This is a genomic window from Nocardia sp. XZ_19_231 (assembly GCF_015355705.1).
Taxonomy (GTDB): Bacteria; Actinomycetota; Actinomycetes; order Mycobacteriales; family Mycobacteriaceae; genus Nocardia; species Nocardia salmonicida.
Window position 1 is genome coordinate 27,288 of record NZ_JACUZI010000003.1, and the last position, 20,664, is coordinate 47,951.

Sequence of the window (20,664 nt, forward strand, 5' to 3'; positions counted from 1 at the left end):
GCCAGCCCTTTATTCCATGGCTGACTCAGACCCGCGCGGCTGCCCTGGCCAGTGCGCGGTCACGCTGCTCCTCGAAACGGGCCGCCTTGACCTCGAGGTCGAGCAGGTAGGTGTGCAGCTCTTCGCGCGCCATCTCGCCTTCGGGCCCGAAATCGGTGCGCTCGAAGACCCGCCAGGTGCGCAGGGTCGGACGCAGGACGACGTCGAGGTGCTGACGCAGGTCGTAGACGCCGTGCTTGGCCAGCATGACCGCGTTGCGGCGGAAGTTGGGCTGGTTGAGACCGGGCATCTGGAAACGCAGGATCACGTCGGTGATCGCCTGCATGGCCGCGTCGGGGGTGAGGTCGAGGGCCGCGGCACAGAGCTTGCGGTAGAAGACCATGTGCAGGTTCTCGTCGGCGGCGATACGGGCCAGCATGCGGTCGGCGACCGCGTCGTTGCACAGCGCGCCGGTGTTGCGGTGGCTGATTCTGGTCGCGAGTTCCTGCAGGGTGACGTAGGCGACGCCTTTGAGGAATTGCGAGCCCTTCTCGGGCTTGGCGATGCCCGCGGTCATGTGCGCCATCCTGGCCTCTTCGAGCGCGACCGGGTCGACGGCGCGCGTCACGACTAGGTAGTCACGCAAGACGATGCCGTGGCGGTTCTCCTCGGCGGTCCACCGGCCGACCCAGGTGCCCCAGGCGTTGTCGAAGCCGAAGGTGTCGGCGAGTTCGCGGTGGTAGGAGGGCAGGTTGTCCTCGGTGAGCAGGTTGGTGATCATCGCCGCCTTGGCGACCTCGCTTAGTCGCGACTGCTCGGGGTCCCAGTCGTCGCCGCCCATGGCCGCGAAGTTGCGGCCCTCGTCCCACGGCACGTAGTCGTGGGGGTGCCACATCTTGGCCTTGGCCAGGTGGTCGTTGAGGTTGGCTTCGGCCGTCGGCTCGAGCTCGGCGAGGATGTCGCTGTCGGACAGGTGGAGCGTCATGGGTCGACGTTACGAGGCCGGAGGTGGGTTCTCTGCCTGATTGCCGAGATTTCCACGACTACTCATCATGCGGTCGACGCCGCGGCGATGATCGGTCACAGCCTTCCCTGATGGGGGCCGAAGCCGCCGACGTGCAGCGGCACCGATTCCCACTGGGCGCGGTCGGGGGTGAGGTCGCCGACGACGAGCACGCCCGCGTCGAAGAAGGCGCCTCTGGCTCGGGCGATGTGGTCCTCCGAAGTGACGAGGACGACCGAGCGCAAACCCCTTTCGGCCAGCATCGACGCGGTGTTGCGGGCATTGGCCACCGTCGATTCGGCCTCGGATTCGCGCAGGATCCGGTTCTGGTCGATGCCCGCGGACACCAGCCAGTCGGCCATGGCGTCGGCTTCGGACAGACCTGCTTGCGGATTGCCACCGGTGACGATGATCGGCGACCACGGCGCGAAGACGGCCTGGGCCAGGCCGGCGCGCAGTCGTCGGACCAGCTCCTCGCGCATCGTGCCCTCCGGTGTCAGGCCGTAGCCGAGCACCACCACCGCGGTATCGGGGCCGTAGATCCCGGGCAGGACGGGCGTGCCCAAGGCCCGCGCGAAGTCGAGACCGGGTGGGGCCGGTAGGTCGGCACCGGCGGGAACCGGCACGAAGGCCAGTCCGGTGACCGCTATCGCGGCGCACACCACACGCTTACTCCAAGTCCACCGCACCATTGCCGTCGCCTCCTCGAGCTCGGGCCGATCTACAGTGATCGGTCCCGCTCGGCAACGGTGCACCGGGGAGGCATCAGCAGGTATCCCTTTGACCTGCGGCTACGACAACTCACATGCGTATGTCGGCCGATCTGGTGCAGGGCATCGCAAAATTTCCGGAATCGGATGTCAGGTCGAGGTAGCGCACGATCGAACGGCAGGCACCACAGCGATGCGCGGAGTACGACCATCAGTGAGGCAGCACTGAATCCGACAGCGGCGCATGGGAAATTGTCGAAACGCGGATGTCAGCCCGGGCTCAGCACGAGGTAGAGAACCAAGGCGGTGGTGAAGATCGCGATCAGCGCGATGGTCGACCAGCGTGGCCTGCCGCGGTGGATCACGCCGTGGTGGGCGCCGAGCAGGGTGGGCGCGACGACCGGGTCGATGTGGCGGTGCGGCATGGGAGGTGTCGGGGCGTCGGCGCCCGCACTCGGGCTGCTGCCCGACGTATCGTCGTCCGAGCCTTCACCATTCGCCATGACTCGACAGTAACTCGGGGTCGTCCGATTCGGTGCGGGTTGCTTTCCGCCGCGCGTGTACACCCTTATGGGGCCGACAGCGGCGGCACGCCCCTACTCCTCGCCCAGTGTCGTCAGCACCCCCTCCCCGTAGCGGGCCAGTTTGTTCTCGCCGACGCCGGCGACGGTGCCGAGTGCGGCGAGGTCGGCGGGCTTGCGCGCGGCGATCTCGCGCAGGGTGGCATCGTGGAAGACCACGTAGGCGGGCACGCCCTGTTCCTTGGCGGTGGCGGCGCGCCAGGCCCGCAGCCGCTCGAACAGTCCGACGTCCGCGGCCGGCAGGTCGACGGTCGCCTTGGACGATCTCGAGGTGCGCGCAGGGCGGGCGGCGCGTTCGGGCTCGCGCCGCATCAGCACCTTCCTGCCCTCGAACAGCACCTCGTTGCTCTCGTCGGTCAGTGCGAGGACACCGTATTCGCCCTGTACCGCGAGCAGGCCGCCCGCGAGCAACTGCCGGACCACTCCGCGCCATTCGGTGTCGCGCAGATCGGTGCCGATGCCGAACACCGAGAGCTCGTTGTGGCGATGCTGGGTGATCTTCTGGTTGGTCTTGCCGAGCAGGATGTCGACGAGGTGGCCCGCGCCGAAGGATTGTCCGCGTTCGCGTTTGAGCCGCAGCACCGTGGACAGCAGCTTCTGGGCCGGCACTGTGCCGTCCCAGGTTTCGGGTGGGTTCAGGCACACGTCGCAATTGCCGCAGGTGCCACCGGTCTGGCCGAAGTAGTTGAGCAGCCGCGCGCGACGGCAACCGACCGTCTCGCACAGGGCGAGCATGGCGTCGAGGTGTAGTTGCAGCTGCCTGCGATGGGCGGCGTCGCCCTCGCTGGAATCGATCATCTTGCGTTGCTGCACAACATCATTGAGGCCGTAGACCATCCAGGCCGTCGACGGCAGACCGTCGCGGCCCGCGCGGCCGGTCTCCTGGTAGTAGCCCTCGACCGATTTGGGCAGGTCGAGGTGGGCGACGAAACGCACGTCGGGCTTGTCGATACCCATGCCGAACGCGATGGTGGCGACCACGATCAGGCCGTCTTCGCGCAGAAATCTGGACTGGTTCTCGGCACGGGTCCGAAAGTCCAGGCCCGCGTGATAGGGCACCGCGCGGATGCCGTTCTCGTTGAGCATGGCCGCGGTCTTCTCGACCGAGTTGCGCGAGAGGCAGTAGACGATGCCCGCGTCGCCGGGGTGCTCGGCGCGGATGAAGTCGAGCAGCTGACGGTCGGCGCGGTTCTTCGATTCGATCCGATATTGAATGTTGGGTCGGTCGAAGCTGGAGATGAACTGCTTCGCGGCGCCCAGATCGAGCCGTTCGACGATCTCGGCGGCGGTCTTCTCGGTGGCGGTCGCGGTGAGCGCGATGCGCGGGACATCGGGCCAGCGCTCGTGCACCAGCGACAGCGCGAGGTAGTCGGGCCGGAAGTCGTGGCCCCACTGCGACACACAGTGCGCCTCGTCGATCGCGAACAGCGCGATCTTGCCGCGGTCGAGTAGCCGCAGCGTGGCTTCCAGTCGTAGGCGTTCCGGCGCCAGATACAGCAGGTCCAGATCGCCCGACACGAACTGCGCCTCCACGGTCCGCCGCTGATCCGGCGACTGGGTGGAGTTGAGGAACCCGGCCCGCACGCCGAGCGCACTCAGCGCGTCGACCTGGTCCTGCATGAGCGCGATCAGCGGTGAGACGACGACGCCTACGCCATCGCGCACCAGCGAAGGGACCTGGTAGCAGAGGGATTTGCCACCGCCGGTCGGCATCAGTACCAGCGCGTCGCCACCACCGACGACCTGTTCGACGATGGCCGCTTGGTCGCCACGGAAGCTGTCGTAGCCGAAGACGCGGCCTAAGACTTCGTCGGCGGTCTCGCCGCGGTCGGGAGCCGCGACCCGGCCGGGGGTGGCCGGGGCGAGATCGTCGAAGTGGAAGCCGCCGGTATCGGCAAAGTCGTGCTCGGAGACGTAACCGCCGTCGGACGGGTACGCGTCGTCGGGTGGGAAGTCTTCGGGCGGGAAGTCGTCGACATCGGGGGCTGTGGCGCCGGAATTGCTCACCGGGCCATCCTACGAGCGAGCGCCGGTCGCGCAGCCCGTCGACCGGAGCCGACGGCGGCGGATGCGAAAGTTGCGCACCTGTGGATAACTCGATTCACCCACGCAAACGGGGCAGGACCTCGTCGTGGAGCAGCCCATTCGTAGCCACGGCGTCGCCGCCGTGCGGACCGGAGCGCCCGTCCAGGGAGGTGAACGTGCCGCCCGCCTCGCGGACCAGGATGTCGAGGGCGGCCAGGTCCCACAGAGAGACCTCGGGCTCGGCGGCGATGTCCACCGCACCCTCCGCAACCAGGCAATAGTTGAAGAAATCGCCGTAGCCGCGAACCCGCCAGACCTCGTCGGTGAGGTCGATGAGCTTCTCGCGCAGGCCGCGCTCGTGCCAGCCGGCCAGACTCGAGATGGCCAGGCTCGCGGCGTCGAGGTCGGCGACCGCGGACACCGAGATCGGCTTGGGCGCCCCCGGGTGGACCTGCACCCACGCGCCCGACCCGGCGGCGGCCCACCAGCGCCGACCCAGTGCGGGCGCACTCACCACGCCGACCACCGGAACACCGTCGTCGAGCAGGGAGATCAGGCTGGCCCACACCGGCACGCCGCGGACGAAGTTCTTGGTGCCGTCGATCGGGTCGACTACCCACTGCCTGCCGCTGAACTCGGCATTTCCACCGAATTCCTCGCCGAGGACGGCGTCGCCGGGGCGCTCCTCGGCGAGTACGCGGCGGATCAGCTGTTCTACCGCGAGATCGGCATCGGAGACCGGGGTGAGGTCGGGCTTCGAGTCGACTTTCAGGTCGACGGCGCCGAAGCGCTCCTGTGATATGGCGTCGGCCTGGTCGGCCAGTCGCAGGGCAAGGTCCAGGTCAGCGGAGTAGGCAGCCACGCGGAGAGTGTATTCGCCGAGCCGTGCGAGAACGGTGGTCAGGCCACGACCTGGGCGGTTTTCGCCGCGACCAGGGCGCTTGTCCACCAGTGCAACTGATCGAGCAGCGCCGCGGCGGCGTCTTCGGGCTCCTGCGGGTCCCGGAGCCTGCCGTTCTCGTCGAAGAGCATGTAGTAGCGCGGGAACGAGACATAGTTGCGCACGGTGTGGGCGTTGAGTTCGTTGAAGACCTGGCGCAGGTGCTCGATCGCCAGGAGTCCACCGGATCCGCCGCTGTAGCCGACGAAGCCGATCGCCTTGGCGTCCCACTGGGTGAAGTGCCAGTCGATGGCCGCTTTGAGCGCAGCCGGGTAGCTGCGGTTGTAGTCGGGGGTGACGATCACGTAGGCGTCGGCGGCGGCCAGCCGGTCGGTGAGGTCGCGCATGTCGGCCGGACGCACCGGGTCGGGGTCCAGCGCGGGCGGCACTGCGGGCAAGGCGGGCAGCGCGGTGTCGGCGAGGTCGATGATGTCGACCTCGAAGCGGTCGTCGACCTGCTCGGCGAACCAGTTCGCGACCACGGGGCCGAATCGGCCTTCGCGGACACTGCCGATGATGATCGCGAGTTTCAGTGTGGACACGATGTTCTCCTCTTCGTCGAACCGGCCCGATCAGCCGGTGCAACCAAATCTCGCGGATCGCGAACGTCGCAGGGAGACCACGCTGAGAGTGGTAGTGGCACGGCCACTCTCCGGTGCGCCGCACTGGGTACCGTCGATGAGGTGAGCGACAACGAACTCGGGCTGTTCCTGCGGACCCGCCGCGAGGCGGTCTCCCCCGCCGAGGTCGGGCTGCCGGTCGGCCAACGCAGGCGCACGCCGGGTCTGCGCCGCGCGGAGGTCGCGATGCTCGCGGGGGTCAGTGTCGAATACCTGATCCGGCTCGAGCAGGGCCGCGACAGCCATCCCTCCGCCCAGGTGTTGTCCGCGCTCGCCGAGACGCTGCGGCTGAGCCCTCGTGAACGCGTCCACCTGCACCAGCTCTCCAAAGGCGCGTCCGGTTTCAGTTGCGGCGCCGCCGAGCAGAGCCCTAACCGCACGGTGCGCCCCACGATCCTGGCCGTCCTCGCCCAGCTCGAACCCGCGCCCGCCGCGATCACCAACCGCTTCACCGAGATCCTGGCCTGTACCGAGGGCTATCGGAAGCTGATGGCGCCCAGTGGGCTGTTCGAGCAGGGCGAACCCGCCAATGTCGCCCGATTCGTGTTCACCCATCCCGGCGCCCGCGAGCTGTACCCGGAATGGGACGCCGCCGCCGACAAGCTGGTTGCCTCGCTCAAGCAGGGCCCGTTCCGCGCCGACCCGATGGTCGCCGCCCTGGTCGACGAACTCACCGTCACCGCTGGCAGCGCCTTCACCGATCGCCTCGCGACCCTGCCCGGCCTCCCGCCTTCGGGTGGGATCAATCGGCTCAGCCATCCCGAGGCGGGCACGCTGCGGTTGGCCTACGAATCGCTGGATCTGTCCATCGACGACGACCAGTCGCTCTACGTCCTGCTCCCCGCAGACGAGGCCAGCGCGACTGCCCTCGACCAACTGGTCGGACGCCGTCCGGGCGGCCTGAGGTCCATCGCAAGCTGAGCCGATTACGCGCGGTGTCGGAGGCGACCGGTAGCCTAGGAAATCGTGCATCCTGACGTTATCGCCGACCTCGCAGAACTCGACACCACGCTCAAGACGGTCGAGTCGGTCCTCGATGTCGAGGAGCTACGCCGCCGGATCGACGAACTCGAGCACCAGGCCGCCGATCCCGAGCTGTGGAACAACCAGGACCACGCCCAGCAGGTGACCAGTGAGCTGTCGCACGCGCAGAGCGAACTGCGCCGCGTGGAGGAACTACGCCAGCGCTTAGAGGACCTGCCGGTGCTCTACGAATTGGCCGAGGCCGAAGAAGACGCGGCCGCCGCCGAAGCCACCGCCGACGCCGATGCCGAGCGCGTCGCACTGCGCGTCGACGTCGAGGCGATGGAGGTGCGCACCCTGCTCTCCGGCGAGTACGACAAGCGTGACGCGCTGGTCAACATCCGTTCCGGCGCCGGCGGTGTCGACGCCGCCGACTGGGCGATGATGCTGATGCGCATGTACATCCGCTGGGCCGAGCGGCACAAGTTCCCCGTCGAGGTCTACGACACCTCCTACGCCGAGGAGGCGGGCCTCAAGAGCGCCACCTTCGCGGTGAAGGCGCCCTACGCCTACGGCACCCTGTCGGTGGAGATGGGTACGCACCGCCTCGTCCGGATCAGCCCGTTCGACAATCAGGGCCGCCGCCAGACCTCCTTCGCCGAGGTCGAGGTCCTGCCCGTCGTGGAGACGACCGACCACATCGAGATCCCCGAGGGCGAGATCCGGGTCGACGTGTACCGCTCGTCGGGCCCCGGCGGCCAGTCGGTCAACACCACCGACTCCGCGGTGCGCCTGACCCACATCCCCACCGGCATCGTCGTCACCTGCCAGAACGAGAAGTCGCAGCTGCAGAACAAGATCTCGGCCATGCGCGTGCTGCAGGCCAAGCTGCTCGAGCGCAAGCGCCAGGAGGAGCGCGCCACGATGGACGCGCTCAAGACCAACGAGGGCGCCTCGTGGGGCAACCAGATGCGCTCGTACGTGCTGCACCCGTACCAGATGGTCAAGGACCTGCGCACCAACCACGAAGTCAACAACCCCACCGCGGTGCTCGACGGTGACATCGACGGGTTCATCGAATCCGGAATCCGTTGGCGGATGCGCGATCACGACGACGCGTAGCCAGCAATTCGCTCACAAACCGTGCGCTTCAGCACGTTTGACCGCACGCCGTGACCGACCTGTAACCTTTCTGGTGTGCGTTCGACCGAACCGAAACTGTGCCTGTGCAGGTCCATGAAGGAGACGCGATGACCGACGTCCTCGCGGCCAGCAGCGGACCCGAGATCAGCGACTGGATGCGTTCCAGCGGACTCGAAATCGTTCTGCTGATCGTCGGCGCGATGCTGTTCGGCCGATTCGCGGCGTTCCTACGCGACCGGGTGACCACCAAGATCGACTCGGGTTTCCAGACCAGCGATGCCCTGGTGCGCACCGAAGCGGCCAAGCATCGCCACGCGCTGGCCCAGGTGGTCACGTGGGTGGTGCTGACCATCGTGTACGTGCTGGTCGGCATGGAGGTGCTGCGCAGGCTGGGCTTCGCGGTGACCGGACTGGTCGCGCCCGCGGCGGTGCTCGGTGCCGCGCTCGGTTTCGGCGCGCAGCGCATCGTCCAGGACATCCTGGCCGGGTTCTTCCTGATCACCGAGCGCCAATACGGCTTCGGTGACGTGGTGCAGATCTCGGTCACCGGCTCCGCCGAGGTGGCCGAGGGCACCGTCGAGGACGTGACCCTGCGCATCACCACGCTGCGCAATTCCGACGGCGAGGTGATCATCGTCCCCAACGGCCAGATTGTGAAAGTCACCAATCTGTCCAAGGACTGGGCGCGCGCCGCGATCGACGTCCCGGTGTCCGCGCAGGCCGACATCACCAAGATCAACGAGATCCTGCACGCGGTCTGTACCAAGGCCTACGAGGACCGCCGCCTCAAACCGCTTCTGCTCGACGAGCCGTCGGTGATGGGTGTCGAAGATCTCTCGCTCGACGTGATGAACATCCGGATGGTTGCCCGCACGTTGCCAGGCAAACAATTCGAAGTGGGTCGCGAACTGCGCGTACGCGTCGCCGCGGCCCTGCGTAAGGAGGGAATCAGTGAAACCAGTGAAACCACGTAAGTCCACAGCGATCCTGATGGCGGCGTGGCTGTCGACGTTTGTCGTCTATTTGTTCGTCAAACCCACCGATACCGCGGCCGAGGGTCCGACGACGTTCCTCAATGCTGTCCCGACCTGGGTGAATTCCGAACCCGAGCGCTGATCGGCGCGTCGTGTCCGGCCGGGACGCCCCCATCGCTGGCTACACTGGCTCCCCGTGATCACCATGCGCAACGTCAGCAAGTCGTACCCGACCTCGACGCGACCGGCGCTGGACAATGTTTCCGTCGATGTGGAAAAAGGCGAGTTCGTCTTCCTCATCGGCCCGTCCGGTTCGGGCAAGTCGACTTTCATGCGACTGCTGCTCAAGGAAGAGGCGCCGACATCGGGCGAGATCCGGGTCGCCGACTTCCGGGTCGACAAGTTGCCGGGGCGCAAGGTGCCCAAGTTGCGCCAGCGGATCGGCTGCGTGTTCCAGGATTTCCGGCTGCTGCAGCAGAAGACTGTGGAACAGAACGTCGCGTTCGCGCTGGAGGTGATCGGCAAGCGACGTCAGTTCATCGAACGGACGGTGCCCGAGGTGCTCGACATGGTCGGGCTCGGCGGTAAGGGGCAGCGCTTGCCCTCGGAGTTGTCCGGCGGTGAGCAGCAGCGGGTCGCGATCGCTCGCGCGTTCGTCAACCGGCCGCTGGTCCTGCTCGCCGACGAGCCGACCGGCAACCTGGACCCCGATACCAGCGCCGACATCATGGCCCTGCTGGAACGGATCAATCGCGTGGGCACCACGGTGCTGATGGCCACCCACGACAACCACATCGTCGACGCCATGCGAAGGCGGGTGGTCGAACTGGATCACGGCAGACTCGTGCGCGACGAAGCGACCGGCGTCTACGGGGTGGGTCGATAATGCGACTGAGTTTCCTGTTCACCGAAATCGTCGACGGCCTGCGCCGCAATCTCACGATGACCATCGCGATGATCCTGACCACGGCGGTGTCGCTGATGATGCTCGGCGGCGGCATGCTGTCGGTGCGGATGGCCGACAAGACCGAGAACTTCTTCATCGGCCGCCTCGAGGTGCGCTTCTACCTCGACGACGCGGTCTCCGACACCGATCCCGACTGCGCCGCCGACCCGTGCAAGTCGCTGCTCGCCGACCTCAAGCAGACCTCGGGCGTGGAGAGCGTGCAGTTCCTCAACCGCGCCGACGCCTTGGAAGAGGCGAAGAAGCTGTTCGCGGATCAGCCGGAGATGGTGCAGTACATCTCCGACTCACCACTGCCTGCCTCGTTGCGGGTGAAGATGACCGATGCCGATCAGTACCAGCACATCTACGACAGCTTCGCGACCCGGCCGGGTGTGCGGATCGTGGCCAATGACAAGGAGTTCGTCGACCGGCTGACCAGCCTGTTCGACGGGTTGCGCAATGCCGCGTTCGGTTTGGCGCTGGTGATGGCGCTGGCCGCGATGCTGCTGGTGTTGAACATGGTGCAGATCGCCGCGTTCACGCGGCGCACGGAGGTCGGCATCATGCGACTGGTCGGCGCGACCCGCTGGTATACCCAGCTACCGTTCCTCCTCGAAGCGGTCGCGGCTGCCTTCGTCGGTTCGGTACTCGCGGTCCTCGGCCTGGTCATCGCCCGGCCGCTGGTGATCGACCGGGCGCTGGGCCCGCTGTTCGACAGCAATGTCTTCCCGCGCATCACCGGCGACGACATCGCGGTGGTGGCCCTGACGATCGCCCCCGTCGGCATCGTGTTCGCCGCCGTCACCGCCTACCTCACCCTGCGCTACTACGTGCGCGAATAGATTCTGTCGGCGGGACGGCCGATGCGCGGGTGCTACGTCAGGTCCGGTACCGGCTGTCCCCCCGCATGGGCGAGGCTCGCACCGAGTTGAGCGGCGAGTTGAGATCGCTGGCGGTCGAGGTCGGCGATGCGCCGTTCCAGTTCGGCGGTTCGCTCAGCCATGATTCGCACCGACATCTCGCACGCTTGGACCGGCCCCGCGTCCTCGGCGCACGGCATGAGCAGGGCGATGTCGTCGGTGTTCAGTCCCGCGGCCAGCAGTTCCCTGATCCGGGCGACCGTGGCCACCGCCGACGCGGGATAGCTGCGGTAACCGTTACCGTCGCGGTGCGGATGCAGCAGACCCTGCTCCTCGTAGTAGCGCAGCAGCCGGGTGGCGACCCCGGTGCGTTGCGCCAATTCGCCGATCAGCATGTGACCACCGGCATCTTCGGCTTGACCTTCACACCCATGTCAATCCCTAACGTCGCTGCCATGAACACGATTCCCCTGCCCACCACCGTCCACGGCTCCGGTCCCGGCATCGTCCTCGCGCACGGCGCGGGCGGCGGAATCGAGAGCAATTTCGGCACCGTGATTCCCACGCTCGCCGCAGCGCACACCGTGGTCGCGTCGGACTACCCGGGCGACGACACCCCGTTGGATCTCGACGGCCTCGCCGATGCCCTGGTGGCGGCAGCCGTCGACGCGGGTGTCGAGACCTTCACCATCGTCGGTTTCTCGCTCGGCACCGCGGTGGCCGTGCGCGCCGCCGCGCGCCACCCCGGCCGCGTCACCGGCCTGCTGCTCACCGCGGGCCTTGCCGCTCCCGACAACCGCGCCCGGCTGATCGTGCGGGCCTGGCAGGACCTGCTCGATCGCGGCGACCACGAATCCTTCGCCCGGCTCACCGTGCTCACCGGCTTCTCCACCAGCTTTGTCAACAATCTGCCCGCGGCCGCCATCGACGAAGTCGTCCGTCAGACCGCCGCCTCGATTCCCGGCGGCACCCGCCAACAGGCCGCGCTGGTCGAGTCGGTCGACACCACCGCCGACCTCGCCGCCATCGCGGTACCCACCCTCGTCGTGGCCACCACCGCCGACTTGCTGGTCGATCCGGCGAACTCGCGGACGCTGGCTGCCGCGATCCCCGGCGCCGAATACGCGGAGATCGAAGCCGGCCATGTCGTCATGGTCGAGCGCCCCGACGAATGGGAGAAACTGCTGACCGATTTCCTCGACCGTCACGGTCTCTAGATCTCCGCGACGACCAGGACCCTCAGCCGAGCGTGCGCAGCTGCGGCCAGAGTTGCGACCACGGGCGGACCGGGTTGCGGCAGACGAACATCGGCTCGCCCTGTTCGTCGTTGTCGATGCCGAAGCCGTTGTCGAGAGTGCCCGCGGGTTCGACGATCGAACAGAGTTCGGTGAGTCGTTCGCCGTCGATGCCGACGGTGAGGACCTCGGTCGCGGTATCCGGCGGAGGTCCCCACCACCAGTAGGCGTTGTGGCCGGAATGCGGTGTGGGCAGGGCGTATTCGGAACCGTAGCGCTCGATCGCGCCCGCCTCGCCGTAGTTGGCGGTGAGGATGGGGGCGCCGGGTGGACGTGCGGCGGCGATCTGCTCGACGTAGCGGGGCCAGGCGATGGTTTCGCCCGCGTCGTAGTTGATGGCGAGGACGGGCGAATCCCGCAGCCACGCGATCGGCCACACCGGCAGGAAAACCAGCGCCGACATCACCGCGTTCACCACGAACACCGAAGTGACCGCCGCCCATCGTTTCCGGTCCTCGGCCAACCACCGGCTCAGCCCGACAGCACCCGCCGCGAGCAGCACCGGATACATCCCACCGAGGTAATAGGCTTTTCCGCCGGTCGCCAGAAACACCACGAACAGCGCCGCGTAGGTCAGCGGAAACGCTCGCCATCGCGAGTTCCACAACCGCCACAACCCGTACCCCCACAGCGGAACCAGCAGCGGCCCGAACAGCCCGAACTGCAAGAGCACGAACATGATCGGCGAATCCGAGGTCCCCGACGAACCACCGGCGATCGCCCTGCTCAGCTCCCACTGCGGCCACCCGTTGTCCGCCTGCCACCACAGATACGGCAGCCACAGCACCAGCGCGGTCCCGACGGCGAACCCGAAATATCTGGTAGCGAACAGCTTTCGTTGCCCGGTCAGCGCCAGCGCCGAGGCAAGGACGACGACCGGCACGATCAGCAACACCTTGTTCTGCAGCCCGATCCCCACGACCAGGCCGATCACCAGCCACCATCGCGGATCGCGCCCGAGTTTCACCACCAGCAGACAGATCAGCGACCAGGCCGCCAGATCGAACACCGTCGTTCCCAGCAGGTGCCCCACGCCCATCACCAGCGCGGAACTCGCGACAGCGCCCGCGGCCAGTGCCCGCGCCGCACGTCCACCGCCCAACTCCCCCGCTAGCAACCCCGCACACACCACGACGAAGGTGGCAGCGGCGACGGCAGGCAATCTCATGACACATAACGAATCGGGATCGACCGCGGCCATGAGTCTGGCCAGAAACGGCGACAACGGCGGCTGATCAGGGTAAGACCAGTCCAGACGCCGACCTGCGGCCAGGAAATACAACTCGTCGCGGTGGTAGCCGTAGCGCCCCGAACCAGCCAGCAGAACGAGCGCGAATATCGACGCGATGACGGGCACTGGACCAGGGTGACAGAAACCACCGTTTCCACCACGGGTCGGCACACTTCTTACTCCAGAGTAAGATAGTCTTACCGAAGAGTAAGATGGTGGGGTCGAAGGCACCCCGACAGCCGAGGAAATCAGGTGATGATGAGCACTCGAGACAGCGCGACGAAGCGACGTCCGAACGACACGTCCGCGGTCGGCCTCAGCCAGCCCAAACGGGACTGGATGGGCGCCGCGATGCGCGCTTTGACGACCATTACCGGGTCGGAGCTCGCGGGAAAGTACAACCTGCGCAAGCCGATCGAGCGAGTCACCTACGAGGGCACCAAGACCGGGTTCCGAACCCTGGGCGCGGCCACTCGTACCTTCGCGAAGGTGGCGGGCAGCGGTGAGCCCAAACGTCTGGTCGACAACGAGGCCAAGACCAAGGGCTACTTCGATCTCACCCCGACCGACGAGCAGCAGATGATCGTCGAGACGGTGCGTGACTTCGCAGGCGAGATCCTGCGTCCCGCGGCCTACGACGCGGACAATTCCGCGAAGGCCCCGCGTGACCTGCTCGAGCGCGCCGCCGAACTCGGCATCACCCTGATCAACGTCCCCGAGGAGCTGGAGGGCGCGGCTTCCGAGCGCGGCGCCGTCACCAACTCCCTGGTGGCCGAGGCTCTCGCGCACGGCGATATGGGCCTGGCGCTGCCGATTCTGGCGCCGAGCGGCGTCACCGTCGCGCTGTCGCAGTGGGGCACCGACGCGCAGCAGCAGACCTACCTGCCCGCCTTCACCGGCGACGCGGTGCCGCAGGCGTCCGTGGTGATCAACGAGCCGCGCGCCCTGTTCGACCCCTTCGCCCTGCAGACCAAGGCCGTTCGCTCCCCCAGCGGCTACAAGCTCACCGGCGTGAAGAGCCTGGTCCCGGCCGCCGCCGATGCCGAACTGTTCATCGTGGCGGCCGAACTCGACGGGCGCCCCGCGCTGTTCATCGTCGAGTCCGACACCGCCGGGCTGTCCGTGGAAGCCGATCCGAGCATGGGCCTGCGCGCCGCGGGCCTGGGTCGACTGATCCTGGACAACGTGGCCGTCGGCGCCGATGCCGTTCTCGGCGACAGTGACGCCAAGACCCGCGCCGCCGAATACGGCGACGCGGTGCAGCTCGCCCGGCTGGGTTGGGCCTCGCTGGCCATCGGCACCGGCCAGGCCGTGCTCGACTACGTGATCCCGTACGTGAACGAGCGGGAAGCGTTCGGCGAGCCGATCTCGCACCGTCAGGCGGTGGCCTTCATGGTCGCCAACATGGCGATCGAGCTCGACGGACTGCGTCTGGTGACCCTGCGGGGCGCCTCGCGCGCGGAACAGGGCCTGTCGTTCGCCCGTGAGGCGGCGCTGGCGCGCAAGCTGGCCACCGACAAGGGCATGCAGATCGGCCTGGACGGCGTGCAGCTGCTCGGCGGTCACGGCTTCACCAAGGAACACCCGGTCGAGCGGTGGTACCGCGACCTTCGTTCCGTCGGTGTCGCCGAAGGCATCGTGCTGGTCTAGGCCCGTTTCTCACCTTCCAGGAGCCCCCCAATGATCAATCTCGAACTCCCCAAGAAGCTGAAGGCGAGCGCCAACCAGGCCCACCAGGTCGCCTCGCAGATCTTCCGTCCCATTTCCCGCAAGTACGACCTCGCCGAGCACGAGTACCCGGTCGAGCTCGACACGATGGCCGCCATGATCGAAGGGCTCGCCGACTCCGGCACCCAGAAGATCGGTGGCGCCGCGGGCGGCCGTAACGACGAGGCCGACGTGGATCTGACCGCGAATGCCAACGGCGGCAACATGTCCGCGCTGCTCAACTCCCTCGAGACCTCGTGGGGCGATGTCGGCCTGATGCTCACCATCCCCTACCAGGGACTGGGCAATGCCGCGATCGCCGCGGTGGCGACCGACGAGCAGCTCTCGCGTTTCGGCAAGGTGTGGGCCGCGATGGCGATCACCGAGCCGTCCTTCGGTTCCGACTCCGCCGCCGTCACCACCACCGCCGTTCTCGACGGCGACGAGTGGGTGCTCAACGGCGAGAAGATCTTCGTCACCTGCGGTCAGCGCGCCACCCACATCGTGGTGTGGGCCTCGGTCGACAAGAGCCTCGGTCGCGCCGCGATCAAGTCCTTCGTCGTCCCGCGGGACGCTCCGGGTCTGTCGGTGGCGCGGCTCGAGCACAAGCTCGGCATCAAGGCCTCCGACACCGCGGTCCTGCTGCTGCAGGACTGCCGCATCCCCGCCGACAACATCCTCGGCTCGCCGGAAGTCAACGTGGAGAAGGGTTTCGCCGGGGTCATGCAGACCTTCGACAACACCCGTCCCCTCGTGGCGGCGATGGCCGTTGGCGTCACCCGCGCCGCGCTCGAGGAACTGCGGAGCATCCTCACCGAGGCGGGTGTCGAGATCTCCTACGACACCCCCGCGATGAACCAGTCCGCCGCGGCCGCCGAATTCCTGCGCATGGAAGCCGACTACGAAGCGGCCTACCTGCTCTCCCTGCGCGCCGCCTGGATGGCCGACAACAAGAAGCCGAACTCGCTTGAGGCCTCGATGTCCAAGGCCAAGGCGGGCCGCACCGGCACCGACGTCACCCTCAAGGCAGTGGAACTGGCCGGCTCCATCGGCTACTCCCAGCGCACCCTGCTCGAGAAATGGGCCCGCGACTCGAAGATCCTCGACATCTTCGAAGGCACCCAGCAGATCCAGCAGCTGATCGTGGCTCGCCGCGTGCTCGGAAAGACCAGCTCCGAGCTGAAGTGAGCTGATAGACAACAGAAATCCGGTGCGAGTCGACTGCTGACTCGCACCGGATTTCTGTTGTTTCGGGAGCGTCCCCCGCATTCGCCTGCCAGACAGCAGATCTCGTCGCATCGAAATTCGCCCAATGCTGTTTGAACGCCACGAAATGGGCATTCCGGCGGATGAGAGATGAGGGACATCATGAGCATATTTCGCAGTGCGAACAGATATCGGCGACGAGAGCGAGTCGGGACCGGACGGCGCGGGCGGACGAGGTCCGGAGGAAGTCGCGGCTGGGGCCGCCGGTCCTATGACCGGGCGCCGCGCAGATCCAGTTCCGGCGGAGTGGAAGCAGTCGCCCGTTTCGGTTTCGTAGCGCGTGGCGTCGCCTACGTCGTGATCGGCATTCTCGCTTTCATGCTGGCGATCGGAACGGCCGAGCACGAGCCGGATGCCGGTGGGGCGCTGGCCGCGCTCGCCGCGAAGCCGCTGGGTTACCTGCTGCTGTGGATTCTCGTGTTCGGCTTCGCCGCGCTGGCCGTGTGGCGCGCGGTGCAGGTGGCCAGTGCGGGGCGGACTTATTCGGGCGGACACCGCGCCTATGCCGTGATCTCCGGGATCGTCTATGCCCTGGCCTTCTGGGGCACCCTGCGGTTCGTGATGCACGGGCGCACGCCGACGCCGAGCGACGCGGTCGCCCGCGATCTGACCGGCCGCATCCTGAGCTGGGAGGGCGGGCAGGTGGTCGTGCTGCTGATCGGTATCGCCATCCTGGCCTTCGGTATCTGGCAGACGGTGCGCGGTCTGCGCCTCGACTTCGCCGAGGACCTTCGGATGGGCTGGATGACGCACGGTATGCGGGAGGCCGCGATCTGGCTGGGCCGGATCGGCTATCTCGCTCGGGGCGCGATCGTGATCTGCATCGGTTTCGCCGCCATGGTCGCAGCGGTCAACTACGACGCCGCGGCCGCCAAGGGTATCGACGCGGTACTGCACGATTTCGCCGGAAATCCTTTCGGCCCTTGGCTGCTCATGCTGATCGCGGTCGGCCTCATCGCCTTCGGCGGGCTGTCCTTCCTCGAGGCCAAGCACCGCAGGACCTATGGCGGCGTCCCGGTCTGATCCGCGGACCCGCTCGAATCCTATCCTCGGCGTTTGCCGGATCAGCCCGGATCGGCTCTGTGCAGCGATACGGTGATGGTCGAATCGTCGCGCGCTGTCACCGACACCGCGCGACGAACGGCAGACGACGGTGATGGGATTCGTGCGTTTTGAAGATCGACACAACGCTGACCGGCGGGCTCGCCACGATGGGCAAGGATGCCGCCGCCGCGGAGGCCGCGGGGTACGCGGGCATCTGGACGTTCGAAGGGGCCCACGACCCGTTCCTGCCGCTGCTGCTCGCCGCCGAACACACGGAGCGGGTCGAGCTCGGCACCTCGATCGCGGTGGCGTTCGCCCGCAATCCACTGTTGCTGGCCACCATCGCCTGGGATCTGCAGGCCTACTCCCGCGGCCGGTTCGTTCTCGGCCTCGGTAGTCAGATCCGCGCGCACATCACCCGGCGCTACTCGATGCCGTGGAGCCGACCGGCCGACCGGATGCGCGACATGGTGATGGCGGTGCGCGCTATCTGGGCGAGCTGGGAGCAGGGCGGGCGGCTCGATTACCAGGGTGAGTTCTATCAGCACACCCTGATGCCGCCGCTGTTCCGCCCCGCAGCGGCCGAGGTGGCCGGGTTCGGCCCGCCGCCGATCTATCTCGCGGGCGTGGGGCCTGCGATGACCGCGGTCGCGGGAGAGGTCGCCGACGGATTCATGTCGCACCCGTTCTGCACGCCGAGATTTCTGCGCGAGGTGACCCTGCCCGCCCTGGCGCGGGGCGCGGGGCGCGCGCAGAAACCCGTAGACGACATCGTGGTCCACCATTCGGCGATGGTCGCGGCGGGCAGATCCGCGAGCGACCTCGCCGCAGCGAGGCAGGCCATCCGAAAGCAGCTCGCCTTCTACGGATCGACGCCGGCCTACTGGCCGATTCTCGAGCTCCACGATCGGGCCGAACTCGGACCCCGGCTCAAAGATATGTCCAAGAGCGGGGAATGGGATCGGATGGCCGAGCTCATCGACGACGATTTCCTCGACGCCGTCGCGATAACGGCCACCGACCCCGCCCGCGCGGCGGCGCAACTGCACGAGCGCTACGACGGAATCGTCGGGCGGCTCGGCTTCAACACGCCCTATCGGGTGGACCCCACGCTGCTGACCGAACTGTTGCGGGAGTTCTGATTTCGCGTCGACCCCGTGCTCAGAACTCGGTCGTGTCGGCGAGGTGGAGTCGACGGTCGAGGCGGTGCGGGTCGACTTCCAGGTGGGGCCGGTCCCAGTCGGCCAGATCGGCGGCAGCGGCGTAGGTGGTGTCGAGAAAGTTCAGGAGGGTGGCGTCGGGGTCGGGGGAATTTCGGACCGACTCGTAGGGAAGGACGAATTCGCCGAGGGTGGTGTCCCAACTGGCGCCCTCGGGGCCTGCGGGACGGGCGGCGTAGCCGTCGGGGGCGGGGTAGGAATAGGCGTAGAAGGTGCCCTCGGTGCCGCCGGGCCAGAAGCCCGCGCTGGCGCATTCGCGGGAGTAGGCCTCTTCCATCACCCAATCGGCGCAGTTCGGTGCACCGCCGGGGTGCGTGGGCGCGAGACGGCCGGAGAAGCGGGTGCAGGCCAGGTCGAAGGAACCCCAGAAGAATTGCACCGGACTGGATTTCCCGGCGAAACCGGCACGCCAGAGCTGGAAGACCCGCTCGATCTGGACGAGCTGTTGCCAGAACAGGTGGACGGCGTCCGCGTCGTAGGACTGATGGTCGGTGTCCTCGGCGAACGGGATCGCCGGATCCACCTCGTTCGGCGACGCCTCGATGTCGACCACGATGTCGAGCCGACCGAGCACGTGGCCGAGCTCGGCGTAGAAGTCGGCGACCGTGCGCGGGCGCAGGGCGATCGCGGCGCGGCGGCCGTCGCTGCTGCGCAAGACGAGTTCGTGGTCGACGAAGTCGAATTCGATATCGAGCAGGCGGCCGTCGACGGGGATCGCCCCGGTCGCCATCCCGCGCGCGCTCACCGCGAACGTGACATTCCACCAGTGATTGACCAGCGGTGTCCCCGCCATTTTCAGCTTGCCGATGATCTGCGACCACATGTGCAGGGTGTCGCGGGTATCGGACCAGGAATCGACGAGCAGAGTCGGCCAGACGGCCTCGGCGGGAGTGGAACGAGCCATCGGATTCCTCGCTCTCTCGGTGCGCGACCGACAGGGGTCGCGCCCGTTCACAGCCAGGTGCGCTGGCTGACCGGTCAACCGTGTCCTGCGAGGTTTCATCCTACGTCGGTGCAGGTAGATCGTGCCGCAAGGACGAACCCGACCGCCGGCGGGGTTGTGTGGGACTCTGAGTCTCATATAACGTAGGAGTGCGCCACACCGAAGGAGACACCGCTGATGCTGTCGACAATCAAGAACACCGCCACCGATCCCGAGTACCACGAGATCCTGCGCAACCTGTCCGAAGGTTCGGTCAACCGGCACTTCGACCCCTACGTCGACATCGACTGGGAATCGCCCGAGTTCGCCGTGCACAGCGACGACCCGCGCTGGATCATGCCCGACGAGGACCCGCTCGGCCGTCACCCCTGGTACAAGGCCCAGCCGATCGAGAAGCAGATCGCCATCGGCATGTGGCGCCAGGCCGGTATCGCCAAGGTCGGCCTGGATTTCGAGCAGCTGCTGATCCGTGGGCTGATGCAGTACCTGGTGTCGGTCCCCAACGGTGACCCCGAATTCCGGTACATCACGCACGAGGCTGCCGAAGAGTGCAACCACACGATGATGTTCCAGGAAATGATCAACCGCATCGGCTATCGCGACGTGGTCGGCATGGGCACCATCGATCGCAAGCTGACGATGGCCATCTGGCCCGCGGTGAAGTACTTCCCCGAGCTGTTCTTCACGATGATCCTCGGCGGCGAGGAGCCGATCGACCACCTGCAGAAGTCGCTGCTGCGCGCGGGCGTCGACCTGCATCCGATGGTCCAGCGGGTGATGCAGATCCACGTGGCCGAGGAAGCCCGGCACATCTCTTTCGCCCACGAATACCTGCGCCGCAACGTGCCCGGCATGAACCCGATCACGAAATCGGTACTCTCCGTGGCTTTCCCGATCGCCATGCGAGTGATGCTCGACATGATCATGACGCCGCCGAAGGAGTTCGTCGAGAAGTTCGACATTCCGGCGGAGGTCATGCGTGAGGCGTATTGGGGCAGCGAGGAATCGCAGACCATGATGCGCAATATCTTCGGTGACGTGCGTGCCCTCGCCACCAACAGCGGCCTGATGAACCCGGTCGCCAAGCTCACCTGGCGCCTGCTCGGCATCGACGGCCCGGTGACCCGCTACCGCAGCGAACCGGCTCGCAAAGTCGCCTGAGTGATCGAGTGAGTACGACGGCCCGCCGGATCATCGTTCCGGCGGGCCGTCGG

At 67.1% G+C, this 20,664-nt stretch carries 21 protein-coding genes; 12 read left to right on the plus strand and 9 right to left on the minus strand.

Annotation, left to right across the window (positions count from 1 at the left end):
* Positions 1 to 25: 25 nt before the first annotated feature.
* The 6 genes from IBJ82_RS13395 to IBJ82_RS13420 form a co-directional block, all read right to left on the minus strand.
* Complete coding sequence (locus tag IBJ82_RS13395; protein WP_194826288.1) at positions 26 to 964, minus strand: acyl-ACP desaturase; 939 nt, start codon at positions 962 to 964, stop codon at positions 26 to 28.
* 95 nt (positions 965 to 1,059) lie between these two features.
* Entirely contained in the window at positions 1,060 to 1,674 is a 615-nt protein-coding gene (locus IBJ82_RS13400; RefSeq protein WP_194826289.1) for a YdcF family protein, read from the minus strand.
* A 287-nt stretch (positions 1,675 to 1,961) separates the two neighbouring features.
* Positions 1,962 to 2,195 (minus strand): hypothetical protein, encoded by a 234-nt coding sequence (locus tag IBJ82_RS13405; protein ID WP_194826290.1) that lies wholly within the window; start codon positions 2,193 to 2,195, stop codon positions 1,962 to 1,964.
* Between the two features lie 93 nt (positions 2,196 to 2,288).
* Entirely contained in the window at positions 2,289 to 4,280 is a 1,992-nt protein-coding gene (recQ, locus tag IBJ82_RS13410; RefSeq protein ID WP_194826291.1) for a DNA helicase RecQ, read from the minus strand.
* Positions 4,281 to 4,374: 94 nt separating this feature from the next.
* On the minus strand, positions 4,375 to 5,160 hold the full coding sequence (gene hisN, locus IBJ82_RS13415; protein WP_194826292.1) for a histidinol-phosphatase: 786 nt from the start codon (positions 5,158 to 5,160) through the stop codon (positions 4,375 to 4,377).
* 38 nt (positions 5,161 to 5,198) lie between these two features.
* Entirely contained in the window at positions 5,199 to 5,780 is a 582-nt protein-coding gene (locus tag IBJ82_RS13420; RefSeq protein ID WP_194826293.1) for an NAD(P)H-dependent oxidoreductase, read from the minus strand.
* Between the two features lie 141 nt (positions 5,781 to 5,921).
* Here IBJ82_RS13420 and IBJ82_RS13425 point away from each other — a divergent pair, with 141 nt between their 5' ends.
* The 6 genes from IBJ82_RS13425 (at position 5,922) to ftsX (ending at position 10,726) form a co-directional block, all read left to right on the plus strand.
* Entirely contained in the window at positions 5,922 to 6,779 is an 858-nt protein-coding gene (locus IBJ82_RS13425) for a helix-turn-helix transcriptional regulator (protein WP_194826294.1), read from the plus strand.
* 45 nt (positions 6,780 to 6,824) lie between these two features.
* Entirely contained in the window at positions 6,825 to 7,943 is a 1,119-nt protein-coding gene (gene prfB / locus IBJ82_RS13430) for a peptide chain release factor 2 (protein WP_194826295.1), read from the plus strand.
* Positions 7,944 to 8,071: 128 nt separating this feature from the next.
* Positions 8,072 to 8,938 (plus strand): mechanosensitive ion channel family protein, encoded by an 867-nt coding sequence (locus tag IBJ82_RS13435; RefSeq protein ID WP_194826296.1) that lies wholly within the window; start codon positions 8,072 to 8,074, stop codon positions 8,936 to 8,938.
* Positions 8,916 to 9,080 carry a hypothetical protein gene (locus IBJ82_RS13440; protein ID WP_194826297.1) on the plus strand — a complete coding sequence of 55 codons (165 nt, stop codon included), beginning with the start codon at positions 8,916 to 8,918 and terminating at the stop codon, positions 9,078 to 9,080. The genes IBJ82_RS13435 and IBJ82_RS13440 overlap by 23 nt, the downstream gene beginning before the upstream one ends.
* Before the next feature lie 54 nt (positions 9,081 to 9,134).
* Positions 9,135 to 9,824: a cell division ATP-binding protein FtsE gene (ftsE, locus tag IBJ82_RS13445; RefSeq protein WP_056812609.1), complete on the plus strand. Its 690-nt coding sequence runs from the start codon at positions 9,135 to 9,137 to the stop codon at positions 9,822 to 9,824.
* Entirely contained in the window at positions 9,824 to 10,726 is a 903-nt protein-coding gene (ftsX, locus tag IBJ82_RS13450) for a permease-like cell division protein FtsX (RefSeq protein WP_056812613.1), read from the plus strand. Before ftsE ends, ftsX begins: the two co-directional genes overlap by 1 nt.
* A gap of 32 nt (positions 10,727 to 10,758) precedes the next feature.
* Here ftsX and IBJ82_RS13455 read toward each other — a convergent pair whose 3' ends face one another.
* Positions 10,759 to 11,139 carry a MerR family transcriptional regulator gene (locus IBJ82_RS13455; protein WP_194826298.1) on the minus strand — a complete coding sequence of 127 codons (381 nt, stop codon included), beginning with the start codon at positions 11,137 to 11,139 and terminating at the stop codon, positions 10,759 to 10,761.
* 60 nt (positions 11,140 to 11,199) lie between these two features.
* Here IBJ82_RS13455 and IBJ82_RS13460 point away from each other — a divergent pair, with 60 nt between their 5' ends.
* Positions 11,200 to 11,961, plus strand: coding sequence for an alpha/beta fold hydrolase (locus IBJ82_RS13460; protein WP_194826299.1), 762 nt, complete (start codon positions 11,200 to 11,202; stop codon positions 11,959 to 11,961).
* Between the two features lie 22 nt (positions 11,962 to 11,983).
* Here the strand turns inward: IBJ82_RS13460 and IBJ82_RS13465 are convergent, their stop codons facing one another.
* The gene (locus tag IBJ82_RS13465; protein ID WP_194826300.1) at positions 11,984 to 13,396 is read right to left on the minus strand and encodes a glycosyltransferase family 39 protein; all 1,413 of its coding nucleotides are present in this window, start codon (positions 13,394 to 13,396) and stop codon (positions 11,984 to 11,986) included.
* A gap of 126 nt (positions 13,397 to 13,522) precedes the next feature.
* On the opposite strand from IBJ82_RS13465, the gene IBJ82_RS13470 reads away from it, so the two are divergent.
* From IBJ82_RS13470 to IBJ82_RS13485, 4 genes are all read left to right on the plus strand, one after another.
* The gene (locus tag IBJ82_RS13470) at positions 13,523 to 14,920 is read left to right on the plus strand and encodes an acyl-CoA dehydrogenase family protein (protein WP_370585296.1); all 1,398 of its coding nucleotides are present in this window, start codon (positions 13,523 to 13,525) and stop codon (positions 14,918 to 14,920) included.
* A gap of 30 nt (positions 14,921 to 14,950) precedes the next feature.
* Positions 14,951 to 16,165 (plus strand): acyl-CoA dehydrogenase family protein, encoded by a 1,215-nt coding sequence (locus tag IBJ82_RS13475; protein WP_194826302.1) that lies wholly within the window; start codon positions 14,951 to 14,953, stop codon positions 16,163 to 16,165.
* Positions 16,166 to 16,489: 324 nt separating this feature from the next.
* Positions 16,490 to 17,266: a DUF1206 domain-containing protein gene (locus tag IBJ82_RS13480; RefSeq protein ID WP_194826303.1), complete on the plus strand. Its 777-nt coding sequence runs from the start codon at positions 16,490 to 16,492 to the stop codon at positions 17,264 to 17,266.
* A 149-nt stretch (positions 17,267 to 17,415) separates the two neighbouring features.
* Positions 17,416 to 18,429, plus strand: coding sequence for a TIGR03617 family F420-dependent LLM class oxidoreductase (locus IBJ82_RS13485; protein ID WP_228537117.1), 1,014 nt, complete (start codon positions 17,416 to 17,418; stop codon positions 18,427 to 18,429).
* Between the two features lie 19 nt (positions 18,430 to 18,448).
* Here the strand turns inward: IBJ82_RS13485 and IBJ82_RS13490 are convergent, their stop codons facing one another.
* The gene (locus IBJ82_RS13490) at positions 18,449 to 19,411 is read right to left on the minus strand and encodes a DUF5996 family protein (protein ID WP_194826304.1); all 963 of its coding nucleotides are present in this window, start codon (positions 19,409 to 19,411) and stop codon (positions 18,449 to 18,451) included.
* A 216-nt stretch (positions 19,412 to 19,627) separates the two neighbouring features.
* Between IBJ82_RS13490 and IBJ82_RS13495 the strand changes: the two genes are divergently transcribed.
* Positions 19,628 to 20,611, plus strand: a complete 984-nt coding sequence (locus IBJ82_RS13495) for a diiron oxygenase (RefSeq protein ID WP_194826305.1) — start codon at positions 19,628 to 19,630, stop codon at positions 20,609 to 20,611.
* Positions 20,612 to 20,664 lie beyond the last annotated feature (53 nt).

Bases quoted from the DNA above. Each gene is read 5' to 3' on its own strand.
- IBJ82_RS13395 (WP_194826288.1), bottom strand. From the start codon at position 964: ATGACGCTCCACCTGTCCGACAGCGACATCCTCGCCGAGCTCGAGCCG.
- IBJ82_RS13400 (WP_194826289.1), bottom strand. From the start codon at position 1,674: ATGGTGCGGTGGACTTGGAGTAAGCGTGTGGTGTGCGCCGCGATAGCG.
- IBJ82_RS13405 (WP_194826290.1), bottom strand. From the start codon at position 2,195: ATGGCGAATGGTGAAGGCTCGGACGACGATACGTCGGGCAGCAGCCCG.
- IBJ82_RS13435 (WP_194826296.1), top strand. From the start codon at position 8,072: ATGACCGACGTCCTCGCGGCCAGCAGCGGACCCGAGATCAGCGACTGG.
- ftsX (WP_056812613.1), top strand. From the start codon at position 9,824: ATGCGACTGAGTTTCCTGTTCACCGAAATCGTCGACGGCCTGCGCCGC.
- IBJ82_RS13455 (WP_194826298.1), bottom strand. From the start codon at position 11,139: ATGCTGATCGGCGAATTGGCGCAACGCACCGGGGTCGCCACCCGGCTG.
- IBJ82_RS13460 (WP_194826299.1), top strand. From the start codon at position 11,200: ATGAACACGATTCCCCTGCCCACCACCGTCCACGGCTCCGGTCCCGGC.
- IBJ82_RS13475 (WP_194826302.1), top strand. From the start codon at position 14,951: ATGATCAATCTCGAACTCCCCAAGAAGCTGAAGGCGAGCGCCAACCAG.
- IBJ82_RS13490 (WP_194826304.1), bottom strand. From the start codon at position 19,411: ATGGCTCGTTCCACTCCCGCCGAGGCCGTCTGGCCGACTCTGCTCGTC.
- IBJ82_RS13495 (WP_194826305.1), top strand. From the start codon at position 19,628: ATGCTGTCGACAATCAAGAACACCGCCACCGATCCCGAGTACCACGAG.